The sequence below is a fragment of the Infirmifilum sp. NZ genome (genome assembly GCF_022693705.1).
Classification (GTDB): Archaea; Thermoproteota; Thermoprotei; order Thermofilales; family Thermofilaceae; genus Thermofilum.
In genome coordinates this window covers 1,258,384-1,273,758 of sequence record NZ_CP094288.1, presented here as the reverse complement: position 1 = coordinate 1,273,758, position 15,375 = coordinate 1,258,384, and the positions used below count along the sequence as shown (strand labels likewise).

Sequence of the window (15,375 nt, the reverse complement as noted above, 5' to 3'; positions counted from 1 at the left end):
CCCAGGGCTTATTCACCGCGAGAGATTTAGGAAAGAGAAGAGCTTGTTTCAGCGGAAAAGCACTATATAAATCCCCAGCAAGATCAGGAGCAGGCCGAGTGCAAGCTCGGTCCACCTCCTCAAAGCATTCAAATGCACTGTGACTGCATCGACCATTAAGAGTAGCCTCCCGCCGATAATCGTGCCCGCCGCTATGGCAACGAGGGGTAGGACGAAGACGAAGTTGTAAAGCAGTAGAAGGAGGAGTGCAACCGCAGGGCTCTCGCCTGCGAGCATGTAGGTAGCTACGATGTATGGTCCGCTACTGCAGGGTAGAAGCGTAAAGCTCACAGCAGCTCCGGCGAGGAACGCAGCGACAATACTACCCTTCTGAGCCCTTGTGAGAAATAGCTGCGACGCGCTGTTGAGTTTCTGGGAGATAAGGTCGAAGTATCGGCGAATGTTGGAGGAATAGGCTTTCTGCCCTGCATGCTCGTCTCTGCAGCCCTCCTGCCACGTGAAAGTCGACTGGATCACCGCGTAAGCACCTGCCACCACTGTAACCATAGCAACGAAGTACTTCAGCCAGCTGAAGAGAGACATGAACCTTATCAACCCTAATCCTAAGAGTAGGTAGCAGACGTACACCGCCGAAATGAACGCGACGGAGGCCGACACAGCCTTCCTCCTCCCGCTTATCCCCATGACGGCCATGATCAAAGCCGCGAACACCATGAGAGTGCAGGGGTTAATGGAGTCCGCAGCCGCTAAGGCTAGGATCGTAGGCAGAAGCTCGCTGGTCTTTGTTGTTGGAGTGGGGCTTGGAGGTGGGGCCTCCTGCAGGGCAATCCTGTACGCTTCGGTCGAGTTGAATGAGCGGTACACCCACTCACCCTGGTAGGTGACCACTAACGTGGCATTGCCCGGGTTTAAGCTCAGGATTTTGATCCAGCTTGCCTCGTCCTGGGGACCAACAACGACAGCAAGCAACCGTTCTCCCTTAAACACGAGCGTCAGGGGGACTACCCTGGGGAACTCTCTTAGGGCAAGCTGGTACAGGTAGTTGTACTCCGCAAGGAACGTTTGGTTGGAGATATCCTTGAAGACTAAACGTTCTACAGCTCTGCTGAGCAACTCTCTCGTCTGCCTGCAGTCGGGGCACGTCTCCTCTCCGTACACGACGGCCGTAATGCTGGAATTTCCCTCGACCGGGGTGTTAGGTTCTGAGGCATTGAGGCCCTGCTGAGTGTAAGTGCTGTTTACTATGATTCTTATCTCTGTTCTGCCACGAAGGCTGACAGTTCTGGTTTGAGTAAAGTTGCCGTAGGATACAACTACGGTGTAATTACCCTCCGGAAGTAGCACTTCGAGGTACCCTACGCCACGAGCCAGGCTCGCATTCCCTCTGTAGACGATAATCTCGGGCTGGCCACCGGTCGTCGATGACGCGTAGACGATGAGGGGGCACTTCACCCTTTGCAGCACTACCGTGTACCTCGCGTTGCTGGTTAGGTTCACCGGGACTGTTACAGCCACGTATCCTGGAGTTGTGATTGTGACGTTGTAAAATCCGCTGGGTAAAGTCAAGTTGAAGCATCCTGCAAAACAGCCTACCGTTGCACCGTTCACGATCACGGTGAGGTTGCCGATACTCCCTCCTTGCTCGGGGACTACCTCAAAGGTCAGAGTATAGCTACTACTCGCTGGGGCTCTTTGGAAAATCGCCAGATTGGTATCACCTACAACGTATAATTTCCCGTTAGTGTAGTGAGCGTCTCTGACAATGAAACCAGCATTAACGATACCCGTTATCCCGCTGAGGTTACCCAGCACGACGATATCATTGTCCCACGCGAGATAGGTTCCGTCATCGTACACCCTTAGACCGATCTGATCGCCCTTCGAGTAGGGCAACGGAATCTGAAGCTCCCTTAGAGCCCTATCTGCGAAGCTGTATACGGAGAGCCTCACCTCTAGGCCGTTGAGGGCGAGCGAGTACAGGAGCCTGTAGCTAGGCTCGGAAACCCCCTGTAGCGGTAAAGGTAGTTTGAGTTTTCTAAGTGGCTTGATGCCTGCTCCTGATAGTGTGATTTCCTCAACGGTCGAGTTGTCGTAGACGATGCCCATGTTGCCTGTGGGTAGCCTTACTAGCGAGAGAGCATGACAGATCGTGTAGGAGCTCTCACCTCGCGGCGTAATCAGAGTGATTACTTTCTCGTTTTGCATGAGGCAAATGTGGCACAAAGTCTCTACAGACAGCGCGACCACGCTGTCACCCAGCGGCAGCACCTGTAAACCAGTGTTAACAAAGGATTTCAGGTACGTTCTACGGCTCAGGTCCAGAGTAAATCCCACTAGGTACTTGCCCGTCAGTATGTACAGTGTCGACCCTGCTACAACGGCTTTCCTAACGCCGCTCAGATCGGTGCCGGGAACCCTAGGGGACTGAAGATGTATTTTCCTAATGATGTCGACGAGGTGGACATAAGAGTAAGGAACCTCGGCGTTTTTCACGAACTCGGTTACCACTAGTGTCGAGTTATCCAGAAATATGGGGGATACATCGGAGAAGCTGTTGAGCTGGAGCCTGTAAACCAGCGATAGATTCGACGCGTAAACGTCGACAAAGCGCTGGTAGTACCTGTTGTCTCCGTAAGCCACGGCTACAAAACTGCCATCCTGGCTTACCGCAACTGAGAGTATGTTAAACCGGTCAAACGAGACCACCGACGAAGACCAGTGCTCTGAATCAGCAATCAGCAAGAGGCTGGACAGTGCAATAAGAAAAACTAGAGGAAGACTCAGGATCCTTTTCGCGATCATCCAGCTCTTCCTTCTTTTCACCTTCGACCTTAAAAACGATATCTTTCGGGCTATATACCTCCCTTTGCTTTACGACACACCTTCTTTTACCCCCACATTCAATCTTGCTCCTGTGTCTATCAGCTACGGCGATAAACGATTGTTAAGCCGATACAGCATCTCCTCAATACTTAAAAATCATGAGAAGGTCGGGGTGATCCGCGCAACGGGGAAACACTGATCTGCTAGCTTAGAGCAACCAGCTGCTTGATGCAAGAGAACGGTGTCACGGTGAGCCTACGACTGTGAGGGGGGTCAGGTACATTCCTGCGAGAAGAAAACCGGCGGAAACGATTGAGAGCTGCACCGCCGAGTGGATTAACCCCGCGGAAGCCCTCCCGTGCTTCATCTTGCCTACAATTAACCCTCCGGACAGGGCTGTTATCGCACCGGAGTACAGCATTATGGTCTCGTAGAGTGGTGGGTCGAGGGCCCCGAAGAAGCCTCCTGTTCTCTGCAGCGCGCCTAGGGGTATCACGAATACGTAGAGTATTGTCAGCGCTAAGACGAGGTAAATTATCGTTGATATGTAAACCGTTATCACGTGTGGGTTTATCGTGGTGGACTTCTCATCCTCGTAGGTTTTTAAAGCCGCGAAGATGTCGGCGGCAGACTCGAGAACGTCGATTACCCTGCCACCGCTCTCGTTAGCCGTTACCAGTATGGTCACAGCTTTCTCAACGTTTAAGTCTCTGACCCTCACAGGTATCCTTCTAAGAGCAATGTTTAGGGGCTCTCCCAGCTCCACCTCTACGAGCGCCTTCTTGATCTCGGAGCTGAGCGGGCCTGGAACCGTCTCCGCGACCGACCGCAGGGCCTCGTGTAGCGTTAAACCAGACCTAACGGCTTCCGCTACGGACTTGAAGAAGTGCGGGAGTATGCTCGTTATCCTTGATATGTACATCCTGTTAAGGGTGTCCACAATAGCGTAGGGGAGGAATACCAGGATCAGCGCGGTGAGCAGTAGCACGTTAACGCGCGTAGACGTCACCACTATCAGTGCACCGCCTACCAGCTTCAAGCTCGAAAGAAGCTCGTAGCGTAGCCCCACTAGTACATACGCGATCGGAATTGCGGCCAGCGCGAGCCCGAGGGATAGTAGGACCGCCGTGCGCCTAGAGTCGAGCATGAAGTAAGGCATTACCTACACCCGCGACATCAATCCATCTATAGCTACGTAAATGCCAACAGCGGAAAACGGGATGACTATGAAAGTCAGCACGAGGATCAGAATGTCTGGAGAGAGGCCGAGAACGCCCCCGCCGAGGATGTTCATCACGATCAACATGGTTATGAACATCAGCGGCGCGGCAACCATCATCGTTGTGTACACCTCTGCAAGCATGGACAGAGTGTTTACGAGGTTGCGTAGCCTTTGGGTTTTCTCGTCCAGCATCAGCTTCGCGTAGTGCATCAGCACGCTCTTCAAATCACCGCTAGTTATGTATGCTTCTCTCAGGGCGAGAGCGAAGGACGAGAGGGCTGCGCTCGGTGATCGGGCTGACAGCCTGGCTAGAGCGGTGACAGTGTCGAGGCCTAGAGCCTTGATATCCCTCAACACCAGGAAAAACTCTCTGCGCAGATCCTTATTCGTCTCATAGACCGCAACCCTCTCCAGGAGCCTTTCAAGACCCATGCCTGAGGACGCTAGCGACGCCATGTATGCCACCGTAAACGGGAGGTCTTTCTCGATGCTTACGCGCCTTGAGTATGCCCTGTAGACAGGGTAGTACAGCATAAATCCCGTGAAGATGAGTAGAACCGCTAAAGTGAGGGTGAGGGAGGCTGGCACGGCGAAAACCGGGGCGATTTTAAAGATGTAGGAGTGGACGAACAGGAGGACCGAGAACGTTGAGGCAGCCGCGAGGACAAGAGCTTTCACGATGCTTTCAACATACGCTTCAAAGGAGATGCTGAAGCCCGCTCTCTCGTAGTACCTCCTAAAAGGCTCCGCTATTTGCAGGAATCTAGCCGTAAAGGCTTCAAGCGACAGGGGACTCACCTTTGCTTAACTTCTTCCCTCGCGTAGTAGCCGTCCATCAGGAGGCGGTAGGTCACCTCCGGGTTTCTGTAGTAATCCCTAACAACCCGGCTTATCTGCTCGTACGAAGTCATACCCGCCTTAGCCATGTACTCTATCACGGATACTCTTCTCTCCAGCTCCTTCTGGACCTCGCTCAGGGTCGTGAACTTTTCCTCCGCTATCCTTCTAATGTGCTCGCTCTCCGCTACCTGCTCGATCCTGTCCAGCACCGGGTTAACCCTGAAGACCTCGCGTGAAACAACTGTTTTCCCCTCCTCGTCTACCCCCAGCAACTCCTGTACGCTAACAACACGCCTGACGATCCTCTCGCCTATCTTCAGCCTTCTCACCAGTATAACGACGTTCATCATGGGTAACAGGAAAATGGGGACGTTCATGGGGGGCGAGATCAGCCTCTTCACAGCGTAATCGATGTTCTCCGCGTGGAGGGTGCACATCCCAGCGTGACCGGTCGCTATAGCCTGGAAAAGCGTAAATGCCTCCTCTCCGCGGACCTCGCCGATAATTATGTAGTCTGGCCTCATCCTCATAGCGCTTTTGAGGAGATCGAAGAGGTCGACGTTCCTGACCCACTCCTCGTAGCTGGGCCTGGTTACAAGTGGGACCCAGTTCTCGTGGGGGAGGCGTAGCTCGGGGGTGTCTTCGATCGTCACAACCTTAGCTTCGGGCCTAATGAAGGTTGCTACGGCGTTGAGTGTCGTGGTCTTCCCGCCCGCGGTAGCGCCGACCACCATCAAGCTCCTGTTGTTCTCGATCAGGTACCAGAGGTAGGCCGCAAGGTTCGGTGAAATGGTTCCGAGCTTCACGAGGTCTACTAGGGAGAAGGGGACCTCGCGGAACTTCCTGATCGTGAATGTTCCTCCGCGTCTCGAAACCTCGTCTAGGGTTACGTGGAGACGGTATCCCATGGGCAGAGTGCCCTCGACGATGGGTTGAGCGACGGAGACCTGCTTGCCGGCTCTGTAGGTCAGCTTTAAAAGCAGGCTCGCCAGCTCCTCCCGATCCTCAAACACCACGTTCGTTGGGATTGACTCGTAGCGCTTGTGCCACACGTACACGGGGACGCCGACGCCATCGCAAGAGATATCCTCTATCTCCTTGTCTTTTAGGAGCGCGTCTATGCGGCCGTAGCCTATAGTATCCCGCATAATGTAGTAGAGGTACTTGTCGAATGACTCGCTCGAGACGCTTATTTTGTACTGCTTAATAACGCGTTTTACCTCCTCTTCGAGAAAGGACTCGGGATCGCTCGTCAGCTTCCTGAGCGCCTGGTCATACCGTTCGGTCGATGATACCAGAAGGTTTCTTTTTATCCTCTCGAGGATCCTAACATCCTCGGGTGTTAGAGGGGGCTCCACTAACCGATACTCGAGCGCCCCGTCGCGCTTCCTGACAACGAGAGCGTATGCATAGGGGGGAGCTATCTCGTAGAACTCGAGTAGAATCTCGCCCCCGTCCACTCGAGTGTTGATAAGCTGCGCGCACATAAATTCGTCCTCTGTGTAAGTCGTTGAGTTCGGTTAAAAACGTAGTGTCGTGATTAATTAAAGGTAAAAGTATAATAGCTGTATTTTCACATTGCATATAGGTGTCATCGTGGCCGGGCCTGAAGCGCTTCACCGCAGCGAGGCGATGTACCTTAAGTCCCTCGCAGGCGCTCTTCAGGAGCTGGTAGTCTGCCTCTTCGAAAGCGGGGTCAGCGAGGTGCTTTCGAAACCAGCTGGTACTAGCCCCTGCTCCAGGATCGCAGAGAAGTACGGGCTATCCCAGGACGCTCTCCTCGAGGAGGCGGTTAAAAGAGGCATTTTGAAGCCCCTCGTGGCCGATAGGCTTGTCTTCTGCCCAAAGTGTGGTCACACGGGCTTTAAGGTAAGGTACAACTGCCCCAGCTGCGGGTCCCAGGACGTTGAAAGAAACACTCTTTTCAGCCATGTACCGTGTGGTTATATCGGCGTACTAGAAGGCGCCCCAAAGGACGCAAGGGGGAACAGGCTGTGCCCCAAGTGCTCAAGACCCCTAGGCGCTCAGGGGAGAGATTGGATCGTAATCGGCGTAACCTACAGGTGCAGGAGCTGCGGCCTCACATTCAACGTTCCTGTAGCCTCCCTTGAGTGCCTTTCCTGCGGCGCCGTTTTCGACCACAAGGATGCCGTTTACAGGGAGGTGTACAGGTACTCCGTCGAGAGGACTGTCTTAGCGGAGATCTACGGGCAGATCCTCAGCAGGAAGATCGCAGACGCCGCGGCTTCACAGGGATACAAGGTGCATATTGACGCTGAAGTAACGAGCCTCAGCGGTTTGAAGAAGAGGGTTCCGATGCTATTGGAGAAGGGCTCGCAGAGGTTCGTGGTTTACACAGTCTACCCCCGTGATGCTGACCCCGCGAAAGTGCGTGAGGAAGTGCTGAGCACTTACGGGAAAACCCTGGACACAGGCGAGAAGCACCTGATTGTCGGCGTAAGGGTGCCTACCGACCTCTCAAGGAAGCCGGAGCACGTAGAGGTTATAAGTGGAGAAAGCAGCGAGGAGGCTATAAGGAAGCTTAGGGAGAGGCTGAAGTGAGCTTGCTCCTCCTTGAGAATAAGAGATGGTTACGAGCAAAGGGGCCAGTGCGCGTTAATCCTCGCCATGTGGCGGCGTGCAACGGTGTGCATATCCTAGAGTTTAGCATAGGTGGCGTGAACTACGTACTACCGCTCGAAAAGTGCGCGTGCTCTCCAAGGAATAGCGCTATCTACAACGGGGAGCGATACTGTGAAGCAGAGTACTGCGCGGATTTCCTAGAGAAAATAATCAACTGCGATTCCATCAAAGTCAAAGGACGCGTGCTAGGCCAAGCCTTAAGGGTGCGCGGCTCGATAGCAGAGGACGCTACAAACCCGCACGCGCTTGTGTCTTCCGAGAGCGGCGAGAGATTCGTTCTCAAGGGGTACAGGTTGGCTTCGCGCTTCAACCCCGAGCCGGCGTTCCTGGAGTACTTGAGCGATACGGGTATTGCACCCCAGCTCATCCTCTCCTACTTTGTCGGCGACCAGCCGCTTGGCGTTATGACCCGGTACATCGAGGGGGGCATCGACCCCGGCTCAGTACTCTACAATTCCCTTATCAGCACGCTTGGCGGGGGCTACGAGATCCCGGCGGACTTGCTGGAGGGCGTAGCTACAACCGTCTCCTTTTTCCACAACAGAATGCTCGAGTGTCGGGGAGAGTGGTGTTGCCCTCGTGAAGCGGGGCCGCGCGATATTGAGAAATGGGCACGGCGAGTAAACACTTACCGACAGAGGCTCCGCGAGCTCGGGTGGGATAACGGGCTCTCAGGAGATTTCGAGCGCCTCGCTGAAGAGGGTTTTCGAGGAATGCTGGGACACAAGATCATTAGAACGCACGGAGACCTACACTTCTCCCAGATGCTGATGCAGAAGGATAGGTTCTTCATCGTGGACTTTGAGGGGGAGCCTGGCAGGCCCCCGGAGTTTCAACAGGACCTCGAGCCAGCTGTGCGCGATATAGCTTCGATGCTGAGAGGAATCTCTTACATAGCCTTCTTCGCCCTATCGAGTAGCTTGCGGCTTGATAGTGCGGAAACATTCAATTTAATCATTAGGGGTAGCGATCCTCGCGTCCGGCTCGTGCGCGAGTGGTCGCGTGAGGTGAGTGAGAGGGTCGTGGAGGCCTACCGGAGAAGTGTGGACAAAAGACTTCTGCCTGGGTCGTCGCTGACGGACATCTTTAGGCTAGTGGTTCCTTGGTTCATCGAGAGGGCTCTCTACGAGGCCTACTACGAGGCGATGTACCGCGCTGAAAACGTGCGGGTTGCGCTTGCAACTCTTTACAATCTCATTCCGCCACTTATCGATTGAATCCGGTAAAAAAGGTTTAATATTTTGGGCAGGAAAAGAATACTTGGGTGATTGTAAATGAGTGTTATTGAAAAAATAAAAACTGGTATTCCTGGCTTCGACGAGCTCCTCTACGGCGGCATACCGAAGCGAAACATAGTTCTACTCTCGGGGGGACCTGGAACAGGTAAAACGATATTCTCCCAGCAGTACCTGTTCTACGGGTTGTCAAACGGGGAGGCAGGCGTGCTAGTAGCGTTAGAAGAGCACCCCGTTCAGATACGGAGAAACATGGCCTCGTTCGGCTGGGACGTGCGAAGATTCGAAGACGAGGGCAAGTTCGCGATTGTCGACGCTTTCACTGGAGGGATCGGCGAGGCGGCGAAAAGGGAGCGCTACGTCGTTAAGAGCGTGGATGACGTTGGTGAGCTGATAGACGTGGTGAGGCAGGCGATACGCGACGTTAAAGCCGAGAGAGTTGTGGTTGATTCGGTTTCCACGCTGTACCTCACGAGACCTGCGACGGCGCGCTCCGTTCTTATGCAGCTTAAGAGGGTCCTCTCAGGCTTAGGGGCAACATCCCTGTTCGTGTCGCAAGTGAGCGTGACTGAAAGAGGGTTCGGGGGACCGGGCGTAGAGCACGCCGTAGACGGCATCGTCAGGCTTGACCTCGACGAAATCGACGGGGAACTAGTTCGATCTCTTATCATATGGAAGATGCGCGGAACAAAGCACGATATGAGGCGGAGGCCCTTCGAGATAACGGATAAAGGGATCATCGTGTACAGTGACAAAATAGTTAAATTGAGGGGCGCTACCTACAAGGTGGAGGTGGGAGGTTCTTATGAGTGAAATACCCCTCAAGCCTGTTGGAAAAGAGGACGTGAGGAGGCTCGAGCTATCCCTTATCCTCGGCACGCTGCTTAGACCTGAAGTCATCGATGCCATCAGGAACGCTGAGGACAAACTCACCTGGCTTGACAGCCTCGTGGTCGCCGCAGGAGCTCTTGCCCGGGAGCGCGCAGGCTACTCCATAGTTAAAATCGCGGAGGAGCTTGGGAGAACCGAGGCGACTATAAGAAACCACCTCGCGGCTAAAACGGAGGCCGGTAAGCTGGTGAAGGAAACATACGAGAAGCTCTTACAAAGCGGAGGCAAGCTCGACATCCCGATCCTAGGAACAGCGTCTCAAAGCCAGGTTGAAGAGCTGAGGAAGAGAGTTGAAGAGCTTGAGAGAAAGCTTGAGAACGTGCGGAAAGCTCTCGAGGAGATCCTCCGCTCTATCTAGCGGAGCACCTCCTTGTAAACTGCCAGGAGTTTTTCTGCGGATTTCTCCCAGGTGAAGTAGGATTCAACCCTGTCTATTGCGTTCTTCCGAATTATTTCACCAGCATCTATGTAGTTTTCAAGCAGGTCTGCGAGCCTTCTGTCACCGATCTTTCCGAGGTACTTTTCGAGCTGGCCTTGATTGGATGCCTCCATGAACGCCAGCATGTCTCGCAGAGAATCTGCTAACTCGTAAGGATCCCCGGGCTCGACGTGCAACCCTGTGCCTTTGATCCCGAACTTTCGTATATCGGTGACAGTCTCCTTCAAACCTCCAACTCTTGAGGCGACAACCGGACAGCCAGCAGCCATCGCCTCCACAGCCATGATGCCGAAGGGTTCCCATCTCGACGGGGCTGCGAAGACGTCTGCTGATAGATGGGCAAGCTTGTAAATCGAGGGGGCGACGCCGAAGATCACTCTGACGTTTCCAGGATACTCCCGGGAGAGGCTAACCAAGAGGTCTACGTAGCTTTCACCGCCCCAGACAGGTAGCACCAGGAAGATTACCCTAGCCTCGCCCAAGTCCTGCAGTAGGAGCTCTACGGCCTCGGCAAGCACGTCGAAGCCCTTCTGGCGCGAGAGCCTGCCGGTGGTTATCAGCAGAGGCCCGTCGAAGCGGAACGCCTCGACCCCGAGGTCGTCTCTTAAAGGTGGGGCTACCCTCTCAGCGATATAGTTTCTCAGCCTGTCGTCCTGGAGCTTTGGTTCGCCTGTCGGCAAGTTGCCCAAAGCATGGAGAAGCAGGTATCTGCGTAGCTCAAGCCTGCTGGGGCTCGACCCGTAGAGCTCGCGGAGCTTCTCCCCATGCAGGGATAGAACCTCACGGTATAGTGACTCGTAGCTCCAGTCCGTACCATTGTAAACGAACGTTCCTCGGCCTAGGACGTCCTCCCCGAGAGCTGACCGGAGGTCTTCCTCAAGGAACGATTTACTCACGGTCACCAGCTTATCTGCCTCCGCTAATCCTATCCTTTCAGCGACTCCATTTGTCCTCTCGTAAACCTCACGTAGAGGGAGCTCCGTGTACCTACCATTCAGGTAGACTGTGTGAGGCCAGTCCAGGCGGAGGCCCACCTTTTCAAAGAGAGCTTTATCCAGCTTTTTCCTCACTAATAGGTGAACATGATAGATAAGCGCAGGCTTCGCTCGGGTCCCGCGTTGCTCCTTCGCCTTAAGGAGCGGGAGTACGGAGTGCCAGTCGTGGAAGTGTATGATGTCGGGCTCCGCTAACCCCAGCCTTTCCTTCTCCGCAAGGAGGAGCGAGAAGGCAGTGGTGAAGTCTATAATTTTGCCCTCTAGTATGTCGTCCGCGTAGACGCGCGGGTCGTCCAAAAAGCCGCCGTGAACCTTAATGAAAGAAACGTTACCATGTGCTGTCTTCTCAAACACATAGATTTTCCCGTGGGCGTTCAGCTCTGCGGTCTCTGACGCTGGGTCGATGCTGGGCGAGTGGGCAGGCAGAACTATGACGGGGCTAACTCCTTTCCCCGCCAGGGATGCGCAGAGGTTTGTAGGAACCTCAGCTAGCCCTCCAACCTTGACGAAGGGCGTGGCCTCAAATGTGAGCATCCAGACGTTTAGAGCCAACGCAGAACCACCTGCGTCTCAAAGGACTCGCCAGGGTTTAATGCCACAGCGTGGTTGAACACTATGCCTAGACCTTGTATCTCGCTTTTCAGGCCTCTCTCAGTCCTGGACGTGCTCTCAATGGGTGCTATCCACACTTCAGCGTGCTTGGAGCTCTCGATGACTATCTCGGGCGCACCGTCCGATTGCACCCTTATAGTCCTGGACCAGGGGCTCTCGAACCTCTCGCCCATACTTCTCCTCGAAACATCGTCCACAGTGTACACAGGCACCTTGTCCTCAGCGTAGGAAAGCCGTGGCATTATCGACAGTTCTATCGATATTCTCGGATCGATGAACCTTTTCTCCAGGTTTCTCCAATAGTAGGAAACCCTTAGAGCGCGGCCCTCGTTATCCGCTTCGTACACCTTCGTAACGTGTATCCGTGCAGGCTGGCTTTTCACGCTCCAGTCCCGACCCACTGCGGAGAGGACGACCTTCCCCTCCCCAACGTACTCTACTATGTACCTTCTCAGTGCGAGGTCGCTCACGTCGACGAATGGAGTGTTGCTAATCCAGTCCGACAGCTTAGTATCCCGCCTCCAGATGTGCTCTCTGAACGAGACGCGGCGATACCAGTCGGGGTTCGCGCCCTGAACGCCTTGGAGATAGGGCTCCGCGTAGCGAGTCATGGTGTTTATCAGGTTGTGCTCCTTTCCGTCCGCCTTGATGTCTAGCTCGAAGAGCGTTCCGCCGTCGTCCGGCTTCAGGTACAGGTTAGAGTGCGGTGTTTCCAATATGAGCTCGTCTTTGCCGTCGTAATCTAAGTCCAGCTCCTTTACGCGGTACCACGAGCCAACGAAGTATGCTCCCCTCTCCTCAGCTATACGCTCGGCCCTGATCAAGTGCTCGAACACAGCCTGTCTGAGAGACGGGATGTAGGTGCCGCCGAAGAGCCCGTGCCAGTATGCGTCGTTGCACTGGGCCAAGTAGTAGCTCTCCCACGCCTCCTGGGGTGCTTTGAGCTTTGACAGCTTTTCCTTAACATACAGCATTTTCTTGTGCATGTTGTTGGACTCTCGGTACTTTCTGAGGAAGTTGGGAAAGTACCCTCCGCTCCACTCCATCATCTTGTCGTAGCTCCAAGGCCCCAAGTAGGCCAGCCCGGAGTACCCGTGCCTCTTCAGGTACATGGAGGGGGTGAGTGTCTGTATGGAGTTGTCTTGCATCAGGTATGTGAGGAATAATCTTAGCCAGGGTTCCGCCTGATCGCGGGGCCACCACTCCCCGAACTTCTCCGCGTCACTCCCCCAGAGCACGTACCTTGACCCACCGCTATCCTGAAAACTTCTTATGTAGTCGAGGACTTCCGCGTGGGGACGCCAAGGCAGGATGTACCTGATCTTCGTGTCTATGAAGAACACGCCGACCTTTTGACCCGCGTACTCCGTTAAAAGCGCTACATGCGTATCGTCCTTCCACAAGCCAGACCTGTAGCCGACTTCATCGTCGAGGATGACGTATTGGTAGCCGGCTTCCCTAATTGCTGGTGGAAGAGTGGGATCCCAAACCCGCTCAGCGAGCCATGCGCCCTGGGGCTCTACCCCCAGAGTCTCTATCACGAGCGCTTTTCCCCGCTTCAGCTGCTCTACTCTGTCCTCCCAGGGGAGTAAAGCGAGTATGCTTTCGGAGTATGTCCCTCCGAGAACTTCAAATCTGCTTGACTCCAGCGCTTTCCTCAACCTCTCGAGAAAGTCTGGGTAGAGTTTCCGCCAATGCATTAGAAGCGGGCCGCTAAAGTGCAGAGTCAGCGGCAGATCCCGAAAAGTTTCGAGGACCTCTAGGAGCATCTCATAGCTGTTGCTCTGAACTCTGTGCATAATGCTGTGCTTCTGCCCCACAGGCTGGTGGAAGTGCAGGACGAAGATGAACGACGACTTCACGCGCTTTATTAGGCTAGGTCTCAAAAAACGTTTTCGTAGTAATGCGCGCAGAAAAGCCCCGGCCGGGATTCGAACCCGGGACCTTCGGCTCCCCCGGAACACCTTAACCTTACGAGGCCGACGCTCCACCAGTCTGAGCTACCGGGGCTATTCACTATCATTCCCGGGGGCTCTTATCAGCTTTTCGCCTTCTTTGAGGTGCGAGACGAGGCTTTCCGTCGGTTGTCTACATGATCGACTACGGCGACTTCGCGTAACAGGTAGCAATCAAGTGCGGAGTGGAGTGCCCCGGCCGGGATTTGAACCCGGGATCTTTGGCTCGAGAGGCCAATTTGAGGCCGGCCGTTCACGCCGTATCCTCTCGGCCCTCGTGCAGGCTGACCGGGCTAGACGACCGGGGCTCAACCTGTGTTTGCATGATGGGTTTATTAACTTTTCCCAGGAAGGGTGCGAGCGAGCGCGCCCGGCCTCGCGGTGAGCATTTTTATAAGCTGGAGGGCTTATTCTTCGCGTCCATGCATGGCGACCTGGTGTTCAAGATATGGCTAAGCTCAGGATGCTCGCAGTCTCAGATGTCCACGGCAAGGAGGACATTGTGGACCAGTTCATAGAATGGGCGAGGAGAGATAATGTTTCCTACGACGTGATCGTCGCCGCTGGAGACATCGGGAACCCTCAAAGGCCTGGAAGCATGTGCAGAATACTCAGCAAGGTATCCAAGAGCTTACAGAAACCTGTATACTACGTTAAGGGTAACTGGGACGTTGAGCGGGAGTGCGGCGCGCAACAGGTGTTCGACCTTGACGCCACAGGCCCTGTTTACTTCGGCGATATAGCATTGGTGGGGCACGGGAGAAGGGTGGAGCCGTTCAAACTCGAGAGGCAGACGAGGGTTGTTGTGCTCGTGACGCATTACCCTCCTTTCAGCATTTTGGACCGCGGGAAGGTTATTGACAGTTACCACCACTCTCCCCATGCCGGTGTGGTGGAGATAAATTACCTCATCGACCACTACCGACCCCGCGTCCACATCTTCGGTCACAGCCATAGCTTCGGAGGCCTAGAGGTGGAGCACAACGGCACCGTCTACGTCAACGTGGCTAGGCTTGACAGGCTCCTTAAGACCGGTGAACCGATAGGCAACTACGCGTACATAGACGTCTCGGGCAACGGAGATGTAAGAGTCGAGTGGAGATTCATCAACGGTGTCTGGAAGAAGTGCAGCGGGTGCGGCCGAGTAGTCCACATTCCTGAGAAGTGGGCTCTTTGCAGAAAGTGTGCGCACAAAGCCGATTTGAAGTTCGCGAGGGTTAGCGGCGTGCCCTACAGGGCTCTTCTGTCTTTCAGGGACGCGTCAACAGGGGCTCTTGTTGAGAGGAGGGAGGTGAAGATTCCCTTTTACACACTCAAAGACAACCTTACCCTTGAAGACTTCCTGGACATTATCGTCACAAGGGTCTTTAAGGACGTGTTCTCATCAGGTGGGTCGAAGATCCTCGAGGTTCCTAAAGACAGGGTCATAGAGTTCTACGGCTCCAGGAGGAACGAGGCACTCACCCCATTTAGCGAGTACCTTTTCTCGTGCAACGACGCTGCGGGGAGTCATAGGCTATGCCTCATTATGAAAATCTTCTCTGTTGATAAGAAAGCCCACGTGTTCTGGGAGATAACCTCCGGTGAGGCGGATTCGATGAAGATAAGCGCAGAGTACGTGCTCTTCAAAGAAGGTGCTCTAAACTTGGATTCACAGCTCGTGAAAAAGTTGGTCAGCTCGGGTTTCAAAGCTATATCTTATACTCTCGAGGCGGTTTAG

General features: G+C 54.3%; 11 protein-coding genes and 2 tRNA genes. 5 read left to right on the top strand and 8 right to left on the bottom strand.

What is annotated here, in order from left to right:
- Positions 1 to 48: 48 nt before the first annotated feature.
- The 4 genes from MOV14_RS06940 to MOV14_RS06925 all read right to left on the bottom strand — a co-directional run bounded on the left by MOV14_RS06940 (position 49) and on the right by MOV14_RS06925 (position 6,372).
- Complete coding sequence (locus tag MOV14_RS06940; RefSeq protein ID WP_318536602.1) at positions 49 to 2,823, bottom strand: cytochrome c biogenesis CcdA family protein; 2,775 nt, start codon at positions 2,821 to 2,823, stop codon at positions 49 to 51.
- Between the two features lie 244 nt (positions 2,824 to 3,067).
- Positions 3,068 to 3,982, bottom strand: coding sequence for a type II secretion system F family protein (locus MOV14_RS06935; RefSeq protein WP_318536601.1), 915 nt, complete (start codon positions 3,980 to 3,982; stop codon positions 3,068 to 3,070).
- 3 nt (positions 3,983 to 3,985) lie between these two features.
- Positions 3,986 to 4,843 carry a type II secretion system F family protein gene (locus MOV14_RS06930; protein ID WP_318536600.1) on the bottom strand — a complete coding sequence of 286 codons (858 nt, stop codon included), beginning with the start codon at positions 4,841 to 4,843 and terminating at the stop codon, positions 3,986 to 3,988.
- Positions 4,840 to 6,372, bottom strand: coding sequence for a type II/IV secretion system ATPase subunit (locus tag MOV14_RS06925; protein ID WP_318536599.1), 1,533 nt, complete (start codon positions 6,370 to 6,372; stop codon positions 4,840 to 4,842). The genes MOV14_RS06930 and MOV14_RS06925 overlap by 4 nt, the downstream gene beginning before the upstream one ends.
- A 109-nt stretch (positions 6,373 to 6,481) precedes the next feature.
- On the opposite strand from MOV14_RS06925, the gene MOV14_RS06920 reads away from it, so the two are divergent.
- From MOV14_RS06920 to MOV14_RS06905, 4 genes are read left to right on the top strand one after another with little or no spacing between them, the layout of a single operon-like run.
- Complete coding sequence (locus MOV14_RS06920; protein ID WP_318536598.1) at positions 6,482 to 7,447, top strand: hypothetical protein; 966 nt, start codon at positions 6,482 to 6,484, stop codon at positions 7,445 to 7,447.
- The gene (locus MOV14_RS06915) at positions 7,444 to 8,745 is read left to right on the top strand and encodes a hypothetical protein (RefSeq protein ID WP_318536597.1); all 1,302 of its coding nucleotides are present in this window, start codon (positions 7,444 to 7,446) and stop codon (positions 8,743 to 8,745) included. The genes MOV14_RS06920 and MOV14_RS06915 overlap by 4 nt, the downstream gene beginning before the upstream one ends.
- Before the next feature lie 57 nt (positions 8,746 to 8,802).
- A complete protein-coding gene (locus MOV14_RS06910) occupies positions 8,803 to 9,576 on the top strand; it encodes a KaiC domain-containing protein (RefSeq protein WP_318536596.1) in 774 nt (257 codons plus the stop codon).
- A complete protein-coding gene (locus MOV14_RS06905) occupies positions 9,569 to 10,012 on the top strand; it encodes a helix-turn-helix domain-containing protein (RefSeq protein ID WP_318536595.1) in 444 nt (147 codons plus the stop codon). Before MOV14_RS06910 ends, MOV14_RS06905 begins: the two co-directional genes overlap by 8 nt.
- Here the strand turns inward: MOV14_RS06905 and MOV14_RS06900 are convergent.
- The 4 genes from MOV14_RS06900 to MOV14_RS06885 form a co-directional block, all read right to left on the bottom strand.
- Complete coding sequence (locus MOV14_RS06900) at positions 10,009 to 11,640, bottom strand: glycosyltransferase (protein WP_326403624.1); 1,632 nt, start codon at positions 11,638 to 11,640, stop codon at positions 10,009 to 10,011. The two genes, MOV14_RS06905 and MOV14_RS06900, sit on opposite strands and share 4 nt — an antisense overlap.
- Positions 11,631 to 13,562 (bottom strand): alpha-amylase/4-alpha-glucanotransferase domain-containing protein, encoded by a 1,932-nt coding sequence (locus MOV14_RS06895; RefSeq protein WP_318536594.1) that lies wholly within the window; start codon positions 13,560 to 13,562, stop codon positions 11,631 to 11,633. The genes MOV14_RS06900 and MOV14_RS06895 overlap by 10 nt, the downstream gene beginning before the upstream one ends.
- Positions 13,563 to 13,616: 54 nt before the next feature.
- Positions 13,617 to 13,710: transfer RNA gene (locus MOV14_RS06890), tRNA-Thr, on the bottom strand.
- 136 nt (positions 13,711 to 13,846) lie between these two features.
- Positions 13,847 to 13,963 (bottom strand) — tRNA-Glu (locus MOV14_RS06885).
- Positions 13,964 to 14,103: 140 nt separating this feature from the next.
- Between MOV14_RS06885 and MOV14_RS06880 the strand changes: the two genes are divergently transcribed.
- Entirely contained in the window at positions 14,104 to 15,375 is a 1,272-nt protein-coding gene (locus MOV14_RS06880; RefSeq protein WP_318536593.1) for a metallophosphoesterase family protein, read from the top strand.

What these genes read in the sequence shown, in the direction of transcription:
- MOV14_RS06935 (WP_318536601.1), bottom strand. Translation starts at nt 3,982, where the DNA reads ATGCCTTACTTCATGCTCGACTCTAGGCGCACGGCGGTCCTACTATCC.
- MOV14_RS06925 (WP_318536599.1), bottom strand. Translation starts at nt 6,372, where the DNA reads ATGTGCGCGCAGCTTATCAACACTCGAGTGGACGGGGGCGAGATTCTA.
- MOV14_RS06910 (WP_318536596.1), top strand. Translation starts at nt 8,803, where the DNA reads ATGAGTGTTATTGAAAAAATAAAAACTGGTATTCCTGGCTTCGACGAG.
- MOV14_RS06905 (WP_318536595.1), top strand. Translation starts at nt 9,569, where the DNA reads ATGAGTGAAATACCCCTCAAGCCTGTTGGAAAAGAGGACGTGAGGAGG.
- MOV14_RS06880 (WP_318536593.1), top strand. Translation starts at nt 14,104, where the DNA reads ATGGCTAAGCTCAGGATGCTCGCAGTCTCAGATGTCCACGGCAAGGAG.